General features: G+C 48.1%; 17 protein-coding genes. 4 read left to right on the top strand and 13 right to left on the bottom strand.

From position 1 onward, the window contains the following. Positions 1-91: 91 nt before the first annotated feature. From Q1A08_RS12100 to tilS, 10 genes are all read right to left on the bottom strand, one after another. Complete coding sequence (locus tag Q1A08_RS12100; protein WP_299773233.1) at positions 92-1,045, bottom strand: DUF368 domain-containing protein; 954 nt, start codon at positions 1,043-1,045, stop codon at positions 92-94. Next, positions 1,038-1,682: a protein-L-isoaspartate(D-aspartate) O-methyltransferase gene (locus tag Q1A08_RS12105; RefSeq protein WP_299773635.1), complete on the bottom strand. Its 645-nt coding sequence runs from the start codon at positions 1,680-1,682 to the stop codon at positions 1,038-1,040. The genes Q1A08_RS12100 and Q1A08_RS12105 overlap by 8 nt, the downstream gene beginning before the upstream one ends. Before the next feature lie 94 nt (positions 1,683-1,776). Then, a complete protein-coding gene (locus Q1A08_RS12110; protein ID WP_299773235.1) occupies positions 1,777-2,748 on the bottom strand; it encodes a tRNA pseudouridine(13) synthase TruD in 972 nt (323 codons plus the stop codon). Position 2,749: 1 nt separating this feature from the next. Then, entirely contained in the window at positions 2,750-3,268 is a 519-nt protein-coding gene (ispF, locus tag Q1A08_RS12115) for a 2-C-methyl-D-erythritol 2,4-cyclodiphosphate synthase (RefSeq protein WP_299773637.1), read from the bottom strand. A gap of 55 nt (positions 3,269-3,323) precedes the next feature. Further along, a complete protein-coding gene (gene ispD, locus Q1A08_RS12120) occupies positions 3,324-4,040 on the bottom strand; it encodes a 2-C-methyl-D-erythritol 4-phosphate cytidylyltransferase (protein WP_299773237.1) in 717 nt (238 codons plus the stop codon). Next, positions 4,037-4,318: a cell division protein FtsB gene (gene ftsB, locus Q1A08_RS12125; RefSeq protein WP_299773639.1), complete on the bottom strand. Its 282-nt coding sequence runs from the start codon at positions 4,316-4,318 to the stop codon at positions 4,037-4,039. Before ftsB ends, ispD begins: the two co-directional genes overlap by 4 nt. 156 nt (positions 4,319-4,474) lie before the next feature. Next, positions 4,475-5,764 (bottom strand): phosphopyruvate hydratase, encoded by a 1,290-nt coding sequence (gene eno, locus Q1A08_RS12130; RefSeq protein ID WP_299773239.1) that lies wholly within the window; start codon positions 5,762-5,764, stop codon positions 4,475-4,477. Between the two features lie 76 nt (positions 5,765-5,840). After that, the gene (kdsA, locus tag Q1A08_RS12135) at positions 5,841-6,698 is read right to left on the bottom strand and encodes a 3-deoxy-8-phosphooctulonate synthase (RefSeq protein WP_299773241.1); all 858 of its coding nucleotides are present in this window, start codon (positions 6,696-6,698) and stop codon (positions 5,841-5,843) included. An 8-nt stretch (positions 6,699-6,706) separates the two neighbouring features. Beyond that, positions 6,707-8,338, bottom strand: coding sequence for a CTP synthase (locus Q1A08_RS12140; protein WP_299773243.1), 1,632 nt, complete (start codon positions 8,336-8,338; stop codon positions 6,707-6,709). Positions 8,339-8,596: 258 nt separating this feature from the next. Further along, a complete protein-coding gene (gene tilS / locus Q1A08_RS12145) occupies positions 8,597-9,994 on the bottom strand; it encodes a tRNA lysidine(34) synthetase TilS (protein WP_299773245.1) in 1,398 nt (465 codons plus the stop codon). Positions 9,995-10,157: 163 nt separating this feature from the next. Here tilS and Q1A08_RS12150 point away from each other — a divergent pair, with 163 nt between their 5' ends. Together Q1A08_RS12150 and greB are read left to right on the top strand one after the other, a co-directional pair. Next, entirely contained in the window at positions 10,158-12,188 is a 2,031-nt protein-coding gene (locus Q1A08_RS12150; protein WP_299773247.1) for a S9 family peptidase, read from the top strand. Further along, complete coding sequence (gene greB, locus Q1A08_RS12155; protein WP_299773249.1) at positions 12,188-12,685, top strand: transcription elongation factor GreB; 498 nt, start codon at positions 12,188-12,190, stop codon at positions 12,683-12,685. Before Q1A08_RS12150 ends, greB begins: the two co-directional genes overlap by 1 nt. Positions 12,686-12,826: 141 nt before the next feature. On the opposite strand, the gene Q1A08_RS12160 is transcribed toward greB, so the two are convergent. Together Q1A08_RS12160 and Q1A08_RS12165 are read right to left on the bottom strand one after the other, a co-directional pair. Then, positions 12,827-13,258: a hypothetical protein gene (locus tag Q1A08_RS12160; protein WP_299773251.1), complete on the bottom strand. Its 432-nt coding sequence runs from the start codon at positions 13,256-13,258 to the stop codon at positions 12,827-12,829. A 166-nt stretch (positions 13,259-13,424) separates the two neighbouring features. Next, positions 13,425-14,519 (bottom strand): HDOD domain-containing protein, encoded by a 1,095-nt coding sequence (locus Q1A08_RS12165; protein WP_299773253.1) that lies wholly within the window; start codon positions 14,517-14,519, stop codon positions 13,425-13,427. 235 nt (positions 14,520-14,754) lie between these two features. On the opposite strand from Q1A08_RS12165, the gene Q1A08_RS12170 reads away from it, so the two are divergent. Both Q1A08_RS12170 and Q1A08_RS12175 read left to right on the top strand, forming a co-directional pair. Continuing rightward, a complete protein-coding gene (locus tag Q1A08_RS12170; RefSeq protein ID WP_299773255.1) occupies positions 14,755-15,204 on the top strand; it encodes a MaoC/PaaZ C-terminal domain-containing protein in 450 nt (149 codons plus the stop codon). Next, the gene (locus Q1A08_RS12175; RefSeq protein ID WP_299773257.1) at positions 15,201-15,698 is read left to right on the top strand and encodes a MaoC/PaaZ C-terminal domain-containing protein; all 498 of its coding nucleotides are present in this window, start codon (positions 15,201-15,203) and stop codon (positions 15,696-15,698) included. Before Q1A08_RS12170 ends, Q1A08_RS12175 begins: the two co-directional genes overlap by 4 nt. Before the next feature lie 172 nt (positions 15,699-15,870). Here Q1A08_RS12175 and Q1A08_RS12180 read toward each other — a convergent pair whose 3' ends face one another. Next, the gene (locus Q1A08_RS12180; protein WP_299773259.1) at positions 15,871-16,632 is read right to left on the bottom strand and encodes an SDR family NAD(P)-dependent oxidoreductase; all 762 of its coding nucleotides are present in this window, start codon (positions 16,630-16,632) and stop codon (positions 15,871-15,873) included. Positions 16,633-16,696 lie beyond the last annotated feature (64 nt).

Raw genomic sequence — 16,696 nt, forward strand, 5'->3', positions numbered from 1 at the left:
ACAATCTAAAAACAGGCTAGTAAAAATCTCTAATTTGGGTGCCAAACACAAGTTTTCCGAGATTCTTTGTTTTTAGTGATCGTTTTCACGATCAGGTTTTTTGCTCGTTTTGCCCCCATTTTTCTAAAACCATCACTAGGAGCAAGCCTACAGCGCAAAAACAACCCGCAGCCAGGTAATGTGACGGCATACCTGTCAGCAATTCAAATTGTCCAGGCAATATGTTTTCCTGCACGACAGGCACTTCAACACCTTTACTGTTGATGCGGGAACTAATAACTTGCTTCCAAGGCCAGATTAAATTTAAAGATCCGAACAGAAAGCCCGTCAAACTGGCCATTGTGAGTGCTTTAAAACGATGCAAAAGAAACGACAGCACGTGGGAAAACGCGACAAGCCCCAAAGCTGCCCCAGCCGCAATTGTCGCCAGGTTCATTAGCTCAAAGTTTTTTATCGCGTCAATTACTGGCTGATATAACCCTAGCATTAGCAGAATAAAACCACCGGAGATACCCGGTAATATCATGGCGCAGATCGCCAGCGCGCCCCCAGTAAATAGTACCAATGTTGTTACTTCCAGCTCATTGACACCCATCTTAGAAACCCAATAAGCCGCAGCAGCCCCTAATACTAAAGCAGCAGTTGTTGCCACGCTATGCTCTGAAATTTGTCGCCATAACATCACCGCTGAGGCAAGTATCAACCCAAAAAAGAAAGACCAAATAAAAATGGGGTAATGGCTTAATGCTGAGCTAATCAGCTTAGCCAGAGAGAAGACACTGAGGAAAATACCGCCAAAGACCGCAGCAAGAAAGGCGCCATTGACCTCGCGCCATACGGCAAGAGGGCCTTCACGAAACAAAGTGATTAAAAGACCAGGCTTGATAGAACGGAGGGAATCAATCAGCTCGGTATAAATGCCACTGATAAAAGCAACGGTGCCACCTGAGACACCAGGAACGACATCGGCCGCCCCCATTGCCATTCCTTTAGCAAGTAGACCTATATATTGCTTAGTGCTACGCTCCGTCGCAAATTTAGGCATTAACCGTACCCGATTTCAAAGGCACAAATTTAACTGGCTCAAGAATCTGGGTAATAAAGTTATCGCTATCGCCATCTCGCATGACCAAATGCAACTCTTGTTCTTCACCACCAATAGGAATCACCAAGACCCCATTAGGCGCAAGCTGAGCCAATAAGTCTTTTGGCATGACTTGCGGCGCAGCAGCACTCAAAATGGCATTGAAAGGACCGACTTCCGGCCAGCCAAAGCCACCATCGGTATGTTTAAAGCGTACATTGCGAATACCGAGATCCCATAATCTTTGCTTCGCCTTGGCTTGCAGAGGCTCAATACGCTCTACGCTATACACCTGCTTAACCAATTGGGCCAGTACACTGGTTTGAAACCCTGAACCTGTGCCCACTTCAAGAACCTTATCTAGGCTTCCAGCAGCACCCAAAAGCACCTCCGTCATGCGAGCGACAATATAGGGTTGCGATAAAGTTTGACCAAAGCCAATGGGAAGAGCTGTATCTTCGTAAGCACGGTGCGATAGCGCTTCATCCAAGAATATATGGCGAGGGGTATTGCGCATTACATCTAATACCTCCCAATTGGAGATCCCCTGATCCATCAAGCGCTGTACCAATCGCTCGCGGGTGCGCTGGGAGGTCATCCCCAAGCCTTGCAATAAATTCTGGTTCACAAACTGTCCTTTCTAAAACTCTTTCGCAGCTACCGGCTAAACCCAGCAATATACCATAGTTGCCCTACTGTTCGACTAATTCCGGCTGCTGTAACTGACATAATTCTCGCAAAATCGATGTCGCATAAGCACCTGGCGGCAACTTAAATTCCAAACACAGGTCACGGTCTTCAAACTGCCAGCTAAAGTCGACGGGGCGTATCGCCAGCAAACGCCGATCCTGCCTAAGCCCTAAATGCTCCAGCCTTTCCTGCCAGTTTTGCATCAGTGCTAGCAAGGCTTCTTCGAGCTCCAAAGCCGCAGCGCTACTTTCTAAGCGCCCACGGCCCCACATGGGGCCCGAAGGCTGGCCATCCAATAGGTACTCGCCTTCAAGCGCATGTAACCAGCTGCCGCTTGCAACCCGCTCGCTCAGAACCAGATTGAACAAATACGATCTGGCCGCAGAAACAATAAACTTCTTTTGCTGGCGATTACGTATATTTACGCCTTCATCAAACCACTGCGCAGCGCGTTCTAAATTTGCGCCATTCACACCAAAACGCTGTTCACCAAAATAATTGGGCACCGCTAAACTAATCTGTTTTAGGCGCTCTTCCAGCTCATCATGGGCAGCACTGAGATCGCGCAAACGAATCACAAAGCGGTTATCAAGGTGATCGCCACGTCGAAGTTTGCTGCGCCCCCTGCTGATCTGTAATACCTCAGCGCCTTCTATATCCAAGGCTTTCCAATTCGGCTCTGCCCCTTTGGGCATATATAGGCTAAACCACTGCTCGGTAACAGCTCGACGATCCTTCAAGCCAGCATAACCAACATCCATATTTTGGATGCCCGCCGCCCTTGCTAATTGTTTAGCAATCCAAGCGGTATTGTTATTGGTTTTACGAACGTATAAGTACACATGCTCGCCTTCGCCCTCAGGGGCCGAAGGCAACTGCTCATATACCTGAAAATCTTCAAATTCAGTACGAAAACCTGCGGTGCCGAGCGGCTCGCCATAGGCGTAGGCGAAATTTAAGTCTATCTCAGTCACATTACACTTCCGCGGCAGCGTGCTTCTCAGCAGCAGGCTGCCTTTCAATTAATACCGTAGCGTAAGCCGCAATACCTTCTTTGCGACCAGCAAAGCCTAGCTTTTCGGTGGTGGTGGCTTTTACATTGATATCAGCCAAGTCACAGCCGCAATCTGAACTGATATTGGCTCGCATAGTGTCTATATGAGGGGCCATTTTGGGTGCCTGGGCGACAACGGTCATATCGGCGTTTACCAATTGATAAGACATTGCCGCCAGCTTGGCCATAACATGACGCAACAGCTCACGACTATCGATACCCTTAAACTGCGGGTCTGTATCTGGAAAATGCTTCCCTATATCACCCAGTGCCGCTGCACCTAAAAGGGCATCACATAGGGCATGCAGTAATACATCACCGTCGGAGTGCGCTTTTAAGCCTTTGTCATAATCGATGCTAACACCACCAATGACGATATGGTTTTTATAGGGCTCGCTATCTTCAAGGGCATGAACATCATAGCCCTGTCCTATTCTAATCGCTGTTGTTGCTCTACTTGGCACGGAGGCTCCTGAAAATGCCATCAAAACTCTGCTAGATTGCAGCTTGACGACTTAAAATAAATTGCGCCAGAGCTAAGTCTTCTGGCCGGGTAATCTTAATATTATCGCTAGGGCCAGCCACTACTCTGGCCAGCTGCCCTGCCCATTCAATGGCGCTAGCTTCGTCGGTGATTGCCGCACCTTCCGCCAAAGCGTCTTGTAAACTTTTCCGTAATAATTCAAAGCGAAACATCTGTGGGGTTTGCGCTTGCCAAAGCTCACTGCGATCGACAGTTTTCTGGATATGATTATCAGCAAGGACACGTTTAATCGTATCACTGACGGGATTCGCTAAAATTCCCCCTACCGGGTCATCAGCCAAGCTTTCAAGTAGAGTTTGCACGCTTTCTGGCCGCAAACATGGTCGGGCCGCATCGTGAACCAACAGCCAATCACTAGGCTGAATATTGGCGCTTTGATCCGCTGCCATAGCTTGTAAGGCATTGAACACCGAGTCGGCTCGCTCTTTTCCGCCATCAACCCGGTGGACTTTGGGGTGCTTGCTGATTTCCAGCTCGGCCCAAAAGCAATCATGCTCAGCTATGGCAACATACACCCCAACAATCAGCGGATTAGCGAGAAGCTTTTCTACGCTGTGTTCAATTACGGTTTTGTTGTTTAAGGGAAGGTATTGCTTAGGTCGGTCACTGGCCATACGAGAACCAATGCCTGCTGCAGGTATAACAGCCCAAAATTGGGGATTACTCATGAATCCTTGGGCTCCACAACCATATAGAAGGTTTCACCTTCTTTAATCATGCCCATATCATTACGCGCTTTTTCTTCAATGGCTTCATTGCCTTTGCGCAGAGCTTCAACCTCAACCTCTAACAGTTTATTACGCTGCTGAAGACGCTCATTGGTTTGCTCTTGCTGCTCAAGCTCCCGCTCTAGACGAGCAATATGAGCATAGCTGCCTTCCCCCACCCACAAACGGTACTGTAGCCCCAATAAGAGCAACAGCAGCAATATGCTTATCCATTTGATGGCTTTCACGGGTTAAGCGCCTTTAGGTTCTACAATTGAAAGAATAGAGATTAAACAGTTTTCAGCAAACTGTGAATAGCCATAAAGCACAATCGGCCAGCCCGCTTGGCGAACTGACCGATCGATTAGGCCTGCTTAAGACAAATCGTAGAACGATTAAGCCTTAAATTCAGCGCGGCCACGATAAGGGGCTTTTTCGTTTAGCTCCGCTTCAATACGTAGCAAACGGTTGTACTTAGATACGCGATCTGAACGGCACAAAGAACCCGTCTTGATCTGGCCAGCCGCGGTAGCAACCGCCAAATCAGCAATGGTAGTATCTTCAGTTTCACCAGAACGGTGAGAAATAACCGCCGTGTAACCAGCATCCTTGGCCATCTGGATGGCGTCCAAGGTTTCACTCAAAGAACCGATCTGGTTAAACTTAATCAAGATAGAGTTAGCAATCGACTTATCGATACCTTCTTTCAAGATCTTAGTGTTGGTTACAAATAGATCGTCACCAACTAGCTGTACGCGCTCACCCAATTTCTCAGTCTGGTACTTCCAACCATCCCAATCAGATTCATCCTGACCATCTTCAATAGAAATAATTGGGTAGTCATCACATAGGCCCGCTAGGTAATCACTGAAGCCTGCGGCGTCATATACTTTGCCTTCGCCAGCTAGATCGTATTTACCGTCTTTGTAAAATTCAGAGGCCGCACAATCCAAAGCTAAGGTCACGTCTTCACCCAATTTGTAACCGGCCGCTTCAGTCGCTTCTTTAATAACAGCCAAAGCATCGGCGTTAGAGGCCAAGTTAGGGGCAAAACCACCTTCATCACCTACCGCTGTGTTCAAGCCTTTAGCGCTCAAAACTTTTTTCAGCTGATGGAAAATCTCAGCGCCAACTTGCAAAGCTTCGGTGAAGGTTTTGGCAGCCACAGGCTGTACCATAAACTCTTGAATATCGACATTGTTGTCTGCGTGCTCACCACCGTTGATGATGTTCATCATTGGCACTGGCATGCTGTACTGACCAGGCGTGCCATTAACATCGGCAATGTGCTGGTACAGTGGGATATTCTTATCGGCAGCGGCTGCCTTCGCAGCAGCAAGGGAAACCGCCAAAATCGCGTTTGCACCGAAGTTAGCTTTGTTTTCTGTACCATCAGCTTTGATCATCGCTTCATCTAAAGCGCGCTGATCGGCAACATCCATGCCTAGTAATAATTCTCTAATTGGACCATTTACATTGGCCACGGCTTTTAACACACCTTTGCCTAAATAGCGGCCCTTGTCGCCATCACGAAGCTCTAGTGCTTCACGGGTTCCGGTAGAGGCACCAGAAGGTGCACAGGCACTGCCTACAATGCCGCTTTCCAGTACAACATCGGCGTTAACCGTTGGGTTGCCTCGGCTATCCAGTACCTCAAAGGCTTTAATATCAACAATCTTAGTCATAGCTAAAGATGCTCCTGCTATAGGTGTGTATCAGTTTTAAACGAATTTTTTATCTCAAATATCTGAACAGTGATGCTTACTCAATATCCAGTTTGGGAAGAGATTTTACCAAATCATCGACAGCTTTCATTTGAGCCAAAAAGGGCTCCAGTTTATCCAAAGGCAGAGCCGATGGACCATCGCATTTGGCTTGATCGGGGTTTGGATGGGATTCTAAGAATAATCCACCCAACTCGAGGGACATACCAGCACGCCCCAGCTGCGCAACCTGAGCACGGCGACCGCCAGAAGCAGCCCCCATTGGGTCACGGCACTGAAGGGCGTGGGTAACATCAAAAATAATCGGCGCACCATTGCTGACTTCTTTCATGGTCTCGAAGCCCAGCATATCTACCACGAGATTATCGTAACCATGGCAAGCGCCACGTTCGCACAGCATGACCTGCTCATTACCGCATTCACGAAATTTTTCTACGATATTTTTCATTTGCGGCGGGCTTAGAAACTGCGGCTTTTTAACATTGATCACCGCGCCAGTTTTAGCCATGGCTTCAACTAGATCCGTCTGGCGAGCCAAAAATGCGGGCAGCTGAATGACATCACAGACTTCAGCCACAGGCGCAGCCTGATGAACTTCATGCACATCGGTAATGACCGGCACATTAAAAGTCTTCTTAACTTCTTCGAAGATTTTCAGACCTTCTTCCATGCCCGGGCCACGGAAGGAGTGAATCGAAGAACGATTCGCCTTATCAAATGAAGCTTTAAAAACGTAAGGAATCGACAGCTTTTGGCAAACACTGACATAGTGTTCAGCAATGCTCATCGCCATATCACGCGATTCCAAAACATTCATGCCGCCAAACAAAACAAACGGCAAATCGTTGGCCACTTTAATGCCGTGGCCTGGCAGTTCAATCACTTGCTGCTGCATAGCAAACCTTATTTATTGCCGGCAGCCTTATTGGCGGCCTGAATATAGCTGGTGAACAATGGGTGGCCATCACGTGGCGTAGAGGTGAATTCCGGGTGGAATTGACAGGCCACAAACCAAGGGTGATCTTCGATCTCTACCACTTCCACCAACTCATCATCAGCAGACCAGCCACCAATTTTTAAACCCGCACTCTGTAAACGCTCGACGTAATTGTTATTCACTTCAAAGCGATGACGATGGCGCTCTACTACCAGCTCACTGCCATAAATCTCGGCAACTTTAGAAGATTTTTCTAGACGACACTCTTGACCACCTAAGCGCATCGTACCGCCCAGATCAGAGTTTTCATCGCGACGCTCAACTGAGCCCTCGTCGTTAATCCACTCAGTGATTAGACCGACAACTGGATCGGGAGTATTTGGGTCAAACTCGGTACTGTTGGCATTTTTTAAGCCAAGCACATTACGGGCAAACTCAATCACTACCGATTGCATACCCAAACAGATACCCAAATAAGGAATTTTATTTTCGCGGGCGTGGCGAACGGCCATTAACTTACCTTCCAAGCCGCGCTCACCAAAACCACCAGGTACTAAAATGGCATCAGCGCCATCCAACAAGCCTAAGCCCTGCTGCTCTACATCCTCAGCATTGATGTAGTTCACCTTCACTTTTGTGCGAGTATGAATACCGGCGTGCTCAAGAGATTCATTCAATGACTTATAAGCATCCAGCAAGTCCATATACTTGCCAACCATGGCGACGGTTACTTCGCGCTCTGGATTCAGCTTGCCATCAATCACGCTATCCCACTCAGAAAGATCGGCTTCTGGCTGATCGGCCAAACCAAACTTTTCTAAGATAATGTTATCTAGACCCTGAGACTTCAATAAACCTGGAATGCTATAGATGGTGTCAGCATCCGGTAGCGGCACAACGGCGCGTTGCTCTACGTTAGTGAATAATGCAATCTTGCGGCAGGAATCTTCGTCGATCATGCGCTCTGAGCGGCACAGCAATACATCAGGCTGTAAGCCGATAGTACGCAATTCTTTTACGGAATGCTGGGTAGGTTTAGTCTTGGTCTCACCGGCGGTGGCGATATAGGGTACGAGTGTAAGGTGAACCAATTGAGCTCGACTGCTACCCAACTCAACCTTTAACTGTCGAACCGATTCTAAGAACGGCTGAGATTCAATATCACCTACCGTGCCGCCGATTTCCACTAAGGCCACATCAACGTCTTTACCGCCTTCCATCACGCGGCGCTTAATTTCATTGGTGATATGGGGAATCACCTGCACGGTGCCACCTTGATAATCACCACGACGCTCTTTCTTCAGCACTGTCTCGTATACACGACCAGTGGTGAAGTTATTACGCTTACTCATGCGACCACGAATAAAACGCTCGTAGTGGCCAAGGTCAAGATCGGTTTCAGCACCATCTTCGGTAACGTAAACCTCACCATGCTGAAACGGGCTCATAGTGCCCGGGTCAACGTTAATGTAGGGGTCCAACTTGAGGATGGTCACTTTTAGGCCGCGAGCCTCTAGAATGGCAGCTAGCGATGCCGAAGCAATGCCCTTACCCAAAGAAGAAACAACACCACCGGTGACAAATATAAAACGCGTCATGCAAAAGCCCTGAAATTTGCAGTCAGTACAGAAAAATTAGGTGGAGAATCGCTTTTGAACCGACAATAGACATGTGCCCTCGGCGAATTGGCCAAGGTCTAAAACATGTTTTATTCGGGTTTCAAGAACGCTCTCAAGATGGGACGCCAGATTACCAGAAAAGCCCCTAGGACTCAATTGAGAAGTTAAGACTAATTACCCTTTAGAGGCTCTAGTTTAGTGCTAAATACCAGGGTGAAGCAGGAGAAATAACAGCGCTCAGCCCAAGTGGCGCCAAACTACACGGCAATAACGGGCTCCAGCCACAGCTTGGCAATAAGCCCGAGCTTCTTGCTCAACCCACAGATCGGCTACCGCTAATAACTGCCCCTGCCAAGCGATAAACGGCACATGAGGTCGCAACCAAGCCTCGAGCTTGGCCTCCTGTAATAGCTTCTTTATGGTTTGGGAGTGTCTGCGCCCTTCTGGCTTTGCCCGCTTAAAGCTATCTCGGTGGTGCAGCTCGACCGACTCTGGCAGCCATAGCCCTGGCTCATCCAGCGCAACCTCTTCAGCCAGCAGTTGCCAGCCCTCCCCTAGATCTAGGGGGATACTTGTAGCCCAAGACGCCGGCAAAACAGTTGGCATCTCGCCCTGCGGCCAATAATACAAGCGGCCTTGATGGCAAGCGAAACTGCAAGCACCCGAGTGCAATAAAGCCTCACTATCGTCTCGTTTGGGGCGTAGCAGCTGCTCATCAAGCTCTTCTAAAAAAGCTCGACTAGGCATGGCTAGCCCTAAACGCTCTATACATGCACGAATGAGCTGAAATTGCTCCGACCGACTCAAGTCAGCTACTCGCTGTAAACATAAGCTAAAGCCTAGGCGCTCAGCACGCCAATCACAGACAGCCAACTGCTTCTCTTGATAATGCTGCAACTGAGCCTCGGACTCTGCACAGAGGCGGCTGCTAGCCGCCCAGCGCTCTTGAAAGCCTGGCCAACGTTCTTGTAACAGCGGCAAGACCTGATTGCGTAAAAAGTTACGATCAATACGGCTATCTTGATTACTTGGATCTTCTACCCAAGTCAGGTTTAACTCCTCTGCACACTGTTCAAGCAGACGCCTTGGTACATCCAAAAGCGGGCGCGCCAACAACCCAACAGATAAACTTCGTATTGAAGGAATACTCGCCAAACCCTTCGGGCCTGCCCCTCTCATTAAGCGTAATAACAGAGTTTCTGCCTGATCGTCTTGATGGTGGCCTTGCAGCAAAATATCACCGCCAACCATAAACTGCTCAAAGACTTGGTAGCGGGCAGTTCTTGCCGCGGCCTCTAAACCACCGGCCGATTTGATCGTGGCATCATCCAGGGACACCTTTTGGCTATAAAATTCCACCCCCAGCTGCTGGCATTGTGCTTTACAGTGCCCCTGCCAGCTGTTGGCTAAATCAGATAAACCATGATTAACGTGAATAGCTTTAAGAATACAGTCCCCCAACAAACCTTTATCTCTTAATTCAACCACCGTTCGCAATAGCACACTGGAATCTAAGCCTCCAGAATAAGCGATGCAAAGGTTTGCGCACTGCTGCCATTGCGTTTCACTCAGTAAGGCTTGCAGCGTGTCAAAGCAATACTGTGAAAGTATGTTGATCGAGTCTTTTGTCGACATAGGTCTATTCTAATAAAAGTGCATTCTAATACCGCTTCTTGCAGTGCCATTAAACCTTAAAGCACTGCAGAGGCCAACTGCCAACACCAAATGTGATTATGGTTTAAGGAGGATGTACAATTCAGACAACTGGCGAAAGGCCATAAGACATTAGCGGAAGACTATGACTAGAAACACCACCAAGACCAGCGCGAGTTGTGGCAGCTGGCAATCCCCAATCAATGCCTCACTACTGGTTGCCGATAGCGTACGCCTGAGCGAACCCAAACTCGATAAAAATTATAATTACTGGTTAGAAGGCAGGCCCCAAGAAAAAGGCCGCTCTGTTTTGGTACGCGCCCATAAAGATAAGCCCCAAGAGCGCGAAGATTTAACAGCGGCTCCGTTTAGTGTTCGCAGCAACTGCCATGAATATGGTGGTGCCAGCTATTGCCTAGCGGGTGAAGAATTGTATTTTGTTAATGCCAAAGATCAAGATGTCTACCGACTTTGCCTGCAAAGCAAAACCACCAAACGTATCACTCATGAGGAACATATTCGTTTTGCCGATTTAATCTGGGATCAAAAGCACAACTGCCTGATTGCCGTTGCTGAAGAGCACTCCGCCAATGAAGCTCATAGCGAACCTGAAAATCGCATCGTCAAAGTCGAAACAGCCGCCGAGCGGCAAGGCCAATGCACAACACTGTTTAGCGGTGCCGACTTTTATTCTAACCCCTGCTTAAGCCCCAATGGTTCACAGCTCAGCTATTTGTGCTGGCGCCACCCCAATATGCCTTGGGATGCCACGGAATGCTATATTGCCGATCTTGATAAAGCGGGAAATGTTTTAAAGCAGGAGCAAGTCAGTGCGGCCGATTTGAGCATCGAGCACTCAAGAGGAGAATCCATATTTCAGCCTAGCTTTGGACCAGACGGGCATTTTTATTTTGTCTCAGATACTAGTGACTGGTGGAATCTATACCGCTATGACATAAACAGCAAAGCGCTTAGCTGCCTTCACAGCCTCGATGCCGAATTTGCCACACCACAATGGGTGTTTGGCATGAGCTGCTATAGCTTTTTAGATGCTGAAAATATTATTTGCTGTTATACCCAGCAAGGTCGTTGGCAATTAGCAACGATCAACATCGCAAGTGGAAATCTCGACAAAATCGAAAGCCCCGATTTAGAAAACCCCTATGACGATATATCCATGATCAATAGCACAGCTGGTCGCAGTTTGTTTTTTGCCGCCAATAGCCAATGCGCCAGTCAATTGATGCAATGGCAAAGTGGCGAAATAACCGAGGTTTGTCGCAGCAGTAATAGCGAGATTGATCCTAGTTTTATCTCTACCCCCCAGGCCTTAAGCTTCGCTGCTGGTTCTGAAGTTGCGCATGGTTTTTACTATGAACCTTGCAACCCAAAATTTCAGCCGCTTGCTGATGAAAAACCACCATTAATTGTGCTTTGCCATGGTGGCCCTACAGGAGCAACCGAAACCGCCTTAAATGTAAAAATTCAATTTTGGACTAGCCGAGGTTTTGCAGTATTTGATGTTAACTATCGCGGCAGCACCGGCTATGGCCGCAACTATCGTGACAGCTTAAAAGACCAATGGGGGATAAAAGATGTCGAAGATGTTTGTGCTGCAGCGGATTACCTTGTTGAACAAGGGCTAGCTGATCCCAAACGCCTTTGTATAAAAGGCGGCAGCGCCGGTGGCTACACCGTGCTGGCCGCACTAACCTTTGCCGATAGCTTTGCTGCAGGCGCTAGCCATTATGGAATTGGCGACTTAGAAACCCTGGCGCGTGACACCCATAAGTTTGAAGCACGTTACTTGGATTCTATGGTGGGCCCCTACCCAGAAGACAAAGACGTTTATCAAGCTCGCTCACCAATTAATCACGTCGAACAACTCAATTGCCCTGCCATCTTTTTCCAAGGCCTAGACGACAAAGTGGTACCACCTAATCAAGCCGAAGCTATGTTAGAAGCTCTCGACAATAAAGGGGTTCCCGTCGCCTATGTTCCTTTTGCTGGCGAAGGCCACGGCTTCCGTGGCGCCGATGCAATTGTTACAGCATTAGAAGGCGAGCTGTATTTTTACAGCCAGCTATTCGGTTTTGAAGTGAAGGATTTACAAGCGCAATCCATCGCTGCGGTCGATATTCTTAACCTGAGCACTGAAACACAGAGGCCAAACTAATGGGGCGCTGGCGACCACCTAGCCGCAAAGGCTCCCCCTATATAACTCGCGAAGGCGCCGATGCCTTACAATCAGAGCTTAGCCAGCTTTGGAAAGTGGAACGCCCAGAGGTAACCAATGTGGTTCATGAGGCAGCAAAAAATGGTGATCGATCCGAGAACGGTGATTATATATACGGCAAGCGCCGCCTTAGGGAAATTGACCGTCGTGTTCGTTTTTTAAGTAAACGCTTGGATGAGCTTACCATTGTCGATAGAGCCCCTGCCGAGCGAGACAAGGTATTCTTTGGTGCTTGGGTAACACTGGAAGACGAAGACGACGAAGAGCAACGCTTTCGAATTGTTGGCCCCGATGAATTTAATGTCGCCGAAGGAAAACTCAGCATGGACTCCCCACTTGCAAAAGCCATGCTAGGAAAAAAACTTGATGACGAAGTCGTGCTGAGAAAGCCCGAAGGCGAAGAATTATTCTATATTGTTGCCATTGATTACGAGTAATCGACAGCCCGTAATCAACCATCTCTTAATAAGCCAACTCTCAACAAATCAATGAAAAAAAGCGCGCAATATTATATTGAGCGCTATTTTTTAAGCTATCAAAGAGTCTGTTGAAAAAATCTATTCAACTAGCATGCAAAATTAATTGCTAGAAGACTTTGCCGCCTTTGCTAGATCTTTTGATTTCTTCTTAGCTTTTGACTTGGACTTTTTCTTGGTCTCTGCCTTAGCTTTGGCCAGCTCTGCTTTAGATTTTGATTTACTTTTGGCTTTGCTTTTCGTCTTACTTTTGGCCTTGCTCTTAGCTTGACTTACCGCAGTCTCTGATTTCTTGCTGGCGGTCTTTTTAGCGTCTTTGGCAGTGGCTGAAAGCTTGCTCTTTGCCTTGCCAGCACTGGCACGGCAGTAGCCTTTCACTTGTTTACCATCTTTACGCTTGTAGCCATCTACCCATTTGCAGCTACTGCTTTTACCACAAGCGGACTGGCTCTGGCCTTTACATTCTTTGGCATAGCCCCAAGAGCTAAGAGAAAGCGCCAAAACGGCCACCAAAGTTGTCATCAATGTTTTCATAGTTACGTTCCTTTTTACTGTGCGCGGTTTACGGTGTGAGCAAGACTCATCATATATTGGGCCAACTACGATGCTAGAGCCATTAGTATTAACTGTAACTGAATCATACCTATGGCGCTAAGACGCGAGGAGTTCAAAAAGGATATTGTGGGGCAGGATGATGAATTTAGATTTGGCTTTGCGCCAATTGACTGAGAAATAGCTTATTGAAGCCCCATTGCTCGGCAAGCGCGGACCATAAATCCAAGGGCAGCTCATCGCCTTTCTCTGAGTCTGTCCCAAGCTCTTGCTGTTTGAGATCATGCTGGGAAAGACTATAAATCTGACTGGCATAAACCGCTAAGCTTAATGTGCTAGCTAAACTGTCGTCATTGGGGGGGGTGAGCTTTGAACTATCGAGAGTGTGATCACTGGGCACTTGTTGAAATTCTGCAAAAACACACAACTGCTCTAACAACTCCCGCGGCATTGGCCAATCAGAAACAATCTCTGCACTTAAGGTAGCCGCAAAAGCTAAGCAGGCCTCTGCAATTTGAGGTTTATTTACAGCGCTATTTTTAACTTGGCTGTATTTAATAAATTCATTCGACAAAGTGATATAGCCTAAGCCCTGACACAAACCTAACAAATAGGCTAAAAAACCATCTTGGCCATTAATGCGTGCCAGTTCCTCAGCAATCATCGCTGTGCGCACACTGTATTGCCATGCCGCATTACTTTGGCTTTCCCCAACAGCTTGGCTACGCTTTGCAATGGGCTTTAATAGAGCTTCACACACAACACGCCGCAATCCATCCAGGCCCAAACTCACTACAGCTTGTTCGATACTTTGATCTGACATTCCGCTAGGACGATAAACAGCGCTATTGGCAATTTGCAGCACCGAGGCCAATAGAGCCGCATCTTGTTTGATTAATGCGACACAGTCGCGAGCCGCTGTATCAGGGTCGCGTAGAGCACGCATTAGCTTAGGTAAGACAGTGGGCAGCCGGGGCACAGCAGCTTGACGATATTGCTCATTTAGCAGCTTATCTTTTAGAGGTTTTGGTACATTTGCAGACAGCTGTAGCTCTGCATCAAGCTGTAGCCAAACCTTAAGAAAACGCTGCTCGATCTCTAGTTGAGTTAAGCCATCCAGTAATGCTAAGGGATGAAAAAAAGCATTATTGTCAGCAGGCTGCTGCAACTTTGGCAAAGCAAGCGATTCAGCTTCTGCCTTTGGCTCACTAAACATGGTTAATATTTTTGCCCAAAGCCCCATACTGTGTCCTTTCCTGCTAATGAACTCGCCCTACTTTTTAAGGGTAGCCACGCGATAACCCCATTCAAACACTGGATTGACCAAGCCGTTACAGCACCGATATAGTAAGGCCCAAAATACTATAACCGCTGGTTTCGTGCCGTTTAGGCTAGTTCAAGAATCGCTATTTGGCAAAGTCGAGGGCTATATCTTTCCTCGAAAAAAGAACGAAGCTCCAGCACTTAGAGAGCACCCCATGCAATATTGGCAAGACATCCCCCTAGGCCAGAGTTATCGCGCCGGGCCTATTGTTCTTCTTAAAAAGGACATTTTAGAATTTGCGGCAGAGTTCGATCCGCAGCCTTTTCACCTAAGTAGCGAGGCGGCCGACGAATCTATTTTCGGTGGCCTTTGCGCCAGTGGCTGGCAGGTTTGCGCATTGATGATGCGTCTGCTGGCCGATACGCTTAACGACAATGATATTCAAGCCTTAGGCTCACCTGGCGTTGAACAGTTGCGTTGGTTAAAACCCGTATACGCTGATGATGAGTTATCCGCCGATATTAAAGTTAGCGGCAAAACAGAGCATGCTGAATACGGTGATTTGCTCTGCGAAATCAGCGTATTTAATCAAGATGAAAAATGCGTAATGAGTTTAAGCAGCCCAATCATGGTGGCTTTTAATCCAGCAGGAGGCCAGCAATGAGCGAGCAATTAGTCTTTCGCAGCCGTTGGTTTGAAGATATTCCCGTTGGCGAATTCCACGTATTTGGCAGCCATACTTTTGGTGAAAAAGAAATTATCGATTTTGGCAAACGCTATGCGCCACAGCCCTACCACACCGACCCCGAAGCCGCTTTAGATACACGCTACAGAGGTTTAGTCGCCTCCGGCTGGCACATCAGTGCGATATGGATGAAGCTAATGGTGAGCTACATGGAACGCTTCGCTACAGGCGTTCGAGACGGTCGCCGCAATGGTGCCGGGGTAGGGTTTCAGAATATGAAGTGGATAAAGCCAGTGCGGCCAGGCCATACATTAACCTACACCTATGAAATTACCGAAAAGCTCGACAAGGTAGTACGAGGGCAATGGGGAATTATTCGCAGTCGCAACGAAGCCTATAATCAATATGGCGAGCTAGTCTTCACCTTCGAAATCGACATCCTAGCCGAACTCAACCCCGAAAACAGAAGCTAACAACACCGGGGTCAGAACCCGTGGGTTCTGACTCCAATCGAAGCCCGAATACTAACGTTCCTCACAAGCTTTAAACTCCACCAAAGCAAAACCTCAGCGGCAATCACCAACACCGTGCAGAAACCCGGGGTCAGAACCCAAGGGTTCTGACCCCAATCGAAGCCACCAAGCCTTACATCACCTCGCCGCCGGCCACTGCAATCGCCTGCCCGGTGATAGAGGCACTGTTGGCCTGACACAACCACAACACCGTATCCGCCACCTCTTCAGGCTGAATCAATCGCCCTTGCGGATTGCTCTTAGCTAATTCAGCACGAGCCTCATCTTCACTGCGCCCAGTCTTATCCATAATGGTCTTAATGGAATCACGAACCAGCTCTGTTTCTGTATAACCAGGACAAACGGCATTCACAGTAATACCATGCTGAGCCGTCTCTAGCGCCAAAGCGCGAGTCAATCCCAACACTCCATGCTTAGCCGCCACATAGGCTGAAACATAACCGTAACCCTTCAAAGCCGCCGTACTGGCGATGTTGATGATGCGCCCAGATTTGGCTGGGCGCATATCGGCTATAGCCTCCTGACAGCAGAAGAACACACTATCAAGGTTCACCCCCATCATCTGGCGCCAAGTTCCATGATCCATCTTATGAAAGGGCGCCGTGGCCGCCTGCCCCGCATTATTGATGAGCACATCGATGGCTCCAAAGCCTTCACGCGCTTTCGCAAAACCTGCACTCACGGCCTCAGGGTCCATAACATCAACTGCCACACACTGAGCCAGCGCCAGACCTTCAGCCTTATGCTCTAGCCCAGCAAGACTGCGCCCCATTAGGGTAATCTTGGCGCCCTCAGCGGCCAAAGCGTCGACGATAGCGGCACCAATACCTTTTGATGCCCCAGTCACTACTACATGCTTGTCTTTTAAACTCATAATGCCTTCTACAGTATTTCTAAATGCGTCGATATTTGTGCCTTTTAGCAAACAAGATTGCTCT

The sequence above is a fragment of the uncultured Pseudoteredinibacter sp. genome (assembly GCF_947500695.1).
Taxonomy (GTDB): Bacteria; Pseudomonadota; Gammaproteobacteria; order Pseudomonadales; family Cellvibrionaceae; genus Pseudoteredinibacter.

Excerpts from the sequence above, each read along its gene's own strand:
- greB (WP_299773249.1), top strand. The coding sequence starts at position 12,188 with ATGGGGCGCTGGCGACCACCTAGCCGCAAAGGCTCCCCCTATATAACT.
- Q1A08_RS12165 (WP_299773253.1), bottom strand. The coding sequence starts at position 14,519 with ATGGGGCTTTGGGCAAAAATATTAACCATGTTTAGTGAGCCAAAGGCA.
- Q1A08_RS12140 (WP_299773243.1), bottom strand. The coding sequence starts at position 8,338 with ATGACGCGTTTTATATTTGTCACCGGTGGTGTTGTTTCTTCTTTGGGT.
- Q1A08_RS12100 (WP_299773233.1), bottom strand. The coding sequence starts at position 1,045 with ATGCCTAAATTTGCGACGGAGCGTAGCACTAAGCAATATATAGGTCTA.
- Q1A08_RS12160 (WP_299773251.1), bottom strand. The coding sequence starts at position 13,258 with ATGAAAACATTGATGACAACTTTGGTGGCCGTTTTGGCGCTTTCTCTT.
- ispD (WP_299773237.1), bottom strand. The coding sequence starts at position 4,040 with ATGAGTAATCCCCAATTTTGGGCTGTTATACCTGCAGCAGGCATTGGT.
- Q1A08_RS12180 (WP_299773259.1), bottom strand. The coding sequence starts at position 16,632 with ATGAGTTTAAAAGACAAGCATGTAGTAGTGACTGGGGCATCAAAAGGT.
- Q1A08_RS12170 (WP_299773255.1), top strand. The coding sequence starts at position 14,755 with ATGCAATATTGGCAAGACATCCCCCTAGGCCAGAGTTATCGCGCCGGG.
- kdsA (WP_299773241.1), bottom strand. The coding sequence starts at position 6,698 with ATGCAGCAGCAAGTGATTGAACTGCCAGGCCACGGCATTAAAGTGGCC.
- Q1A08_RS12150 (WP_299773247.1), top strand. The coding sequence starts at position 10,158 with ATGACTAGAAACACCACCAAGACCAGCGCGAGTTGTGGCAGCTGGCAA.
- Q1A08_RS12105 (WP_299773635.1), bottom strand. The coding sequence starts at position 1,682 with ATGACCTCCCAGCGCACCCGCGAGCGATTGGTACAGCGCTTGATGGAT.
- Q1A08_RS12175 (WP_299773257.1), top strand. The coding sequence starts at position 15,201 with ATGAGCGAGCAATTAGTCTTTCGCAGCCGTTGGTTTGAAGATATTCCC.
- tilS (WP_299773245.1), bottom strand. The coding sequence starts at position 9,994 with ATGTCGACAAAAGACTCGATCAACATACTTTCACAGTATTGCTTTGAC.
- eno (WP_299773239.1), bottom strand. The coding sequence starts at position 5,764 with ATGACTAAGATTGTTGATATTAAAGCCTTTGAGGTACTGGATAGCCGA.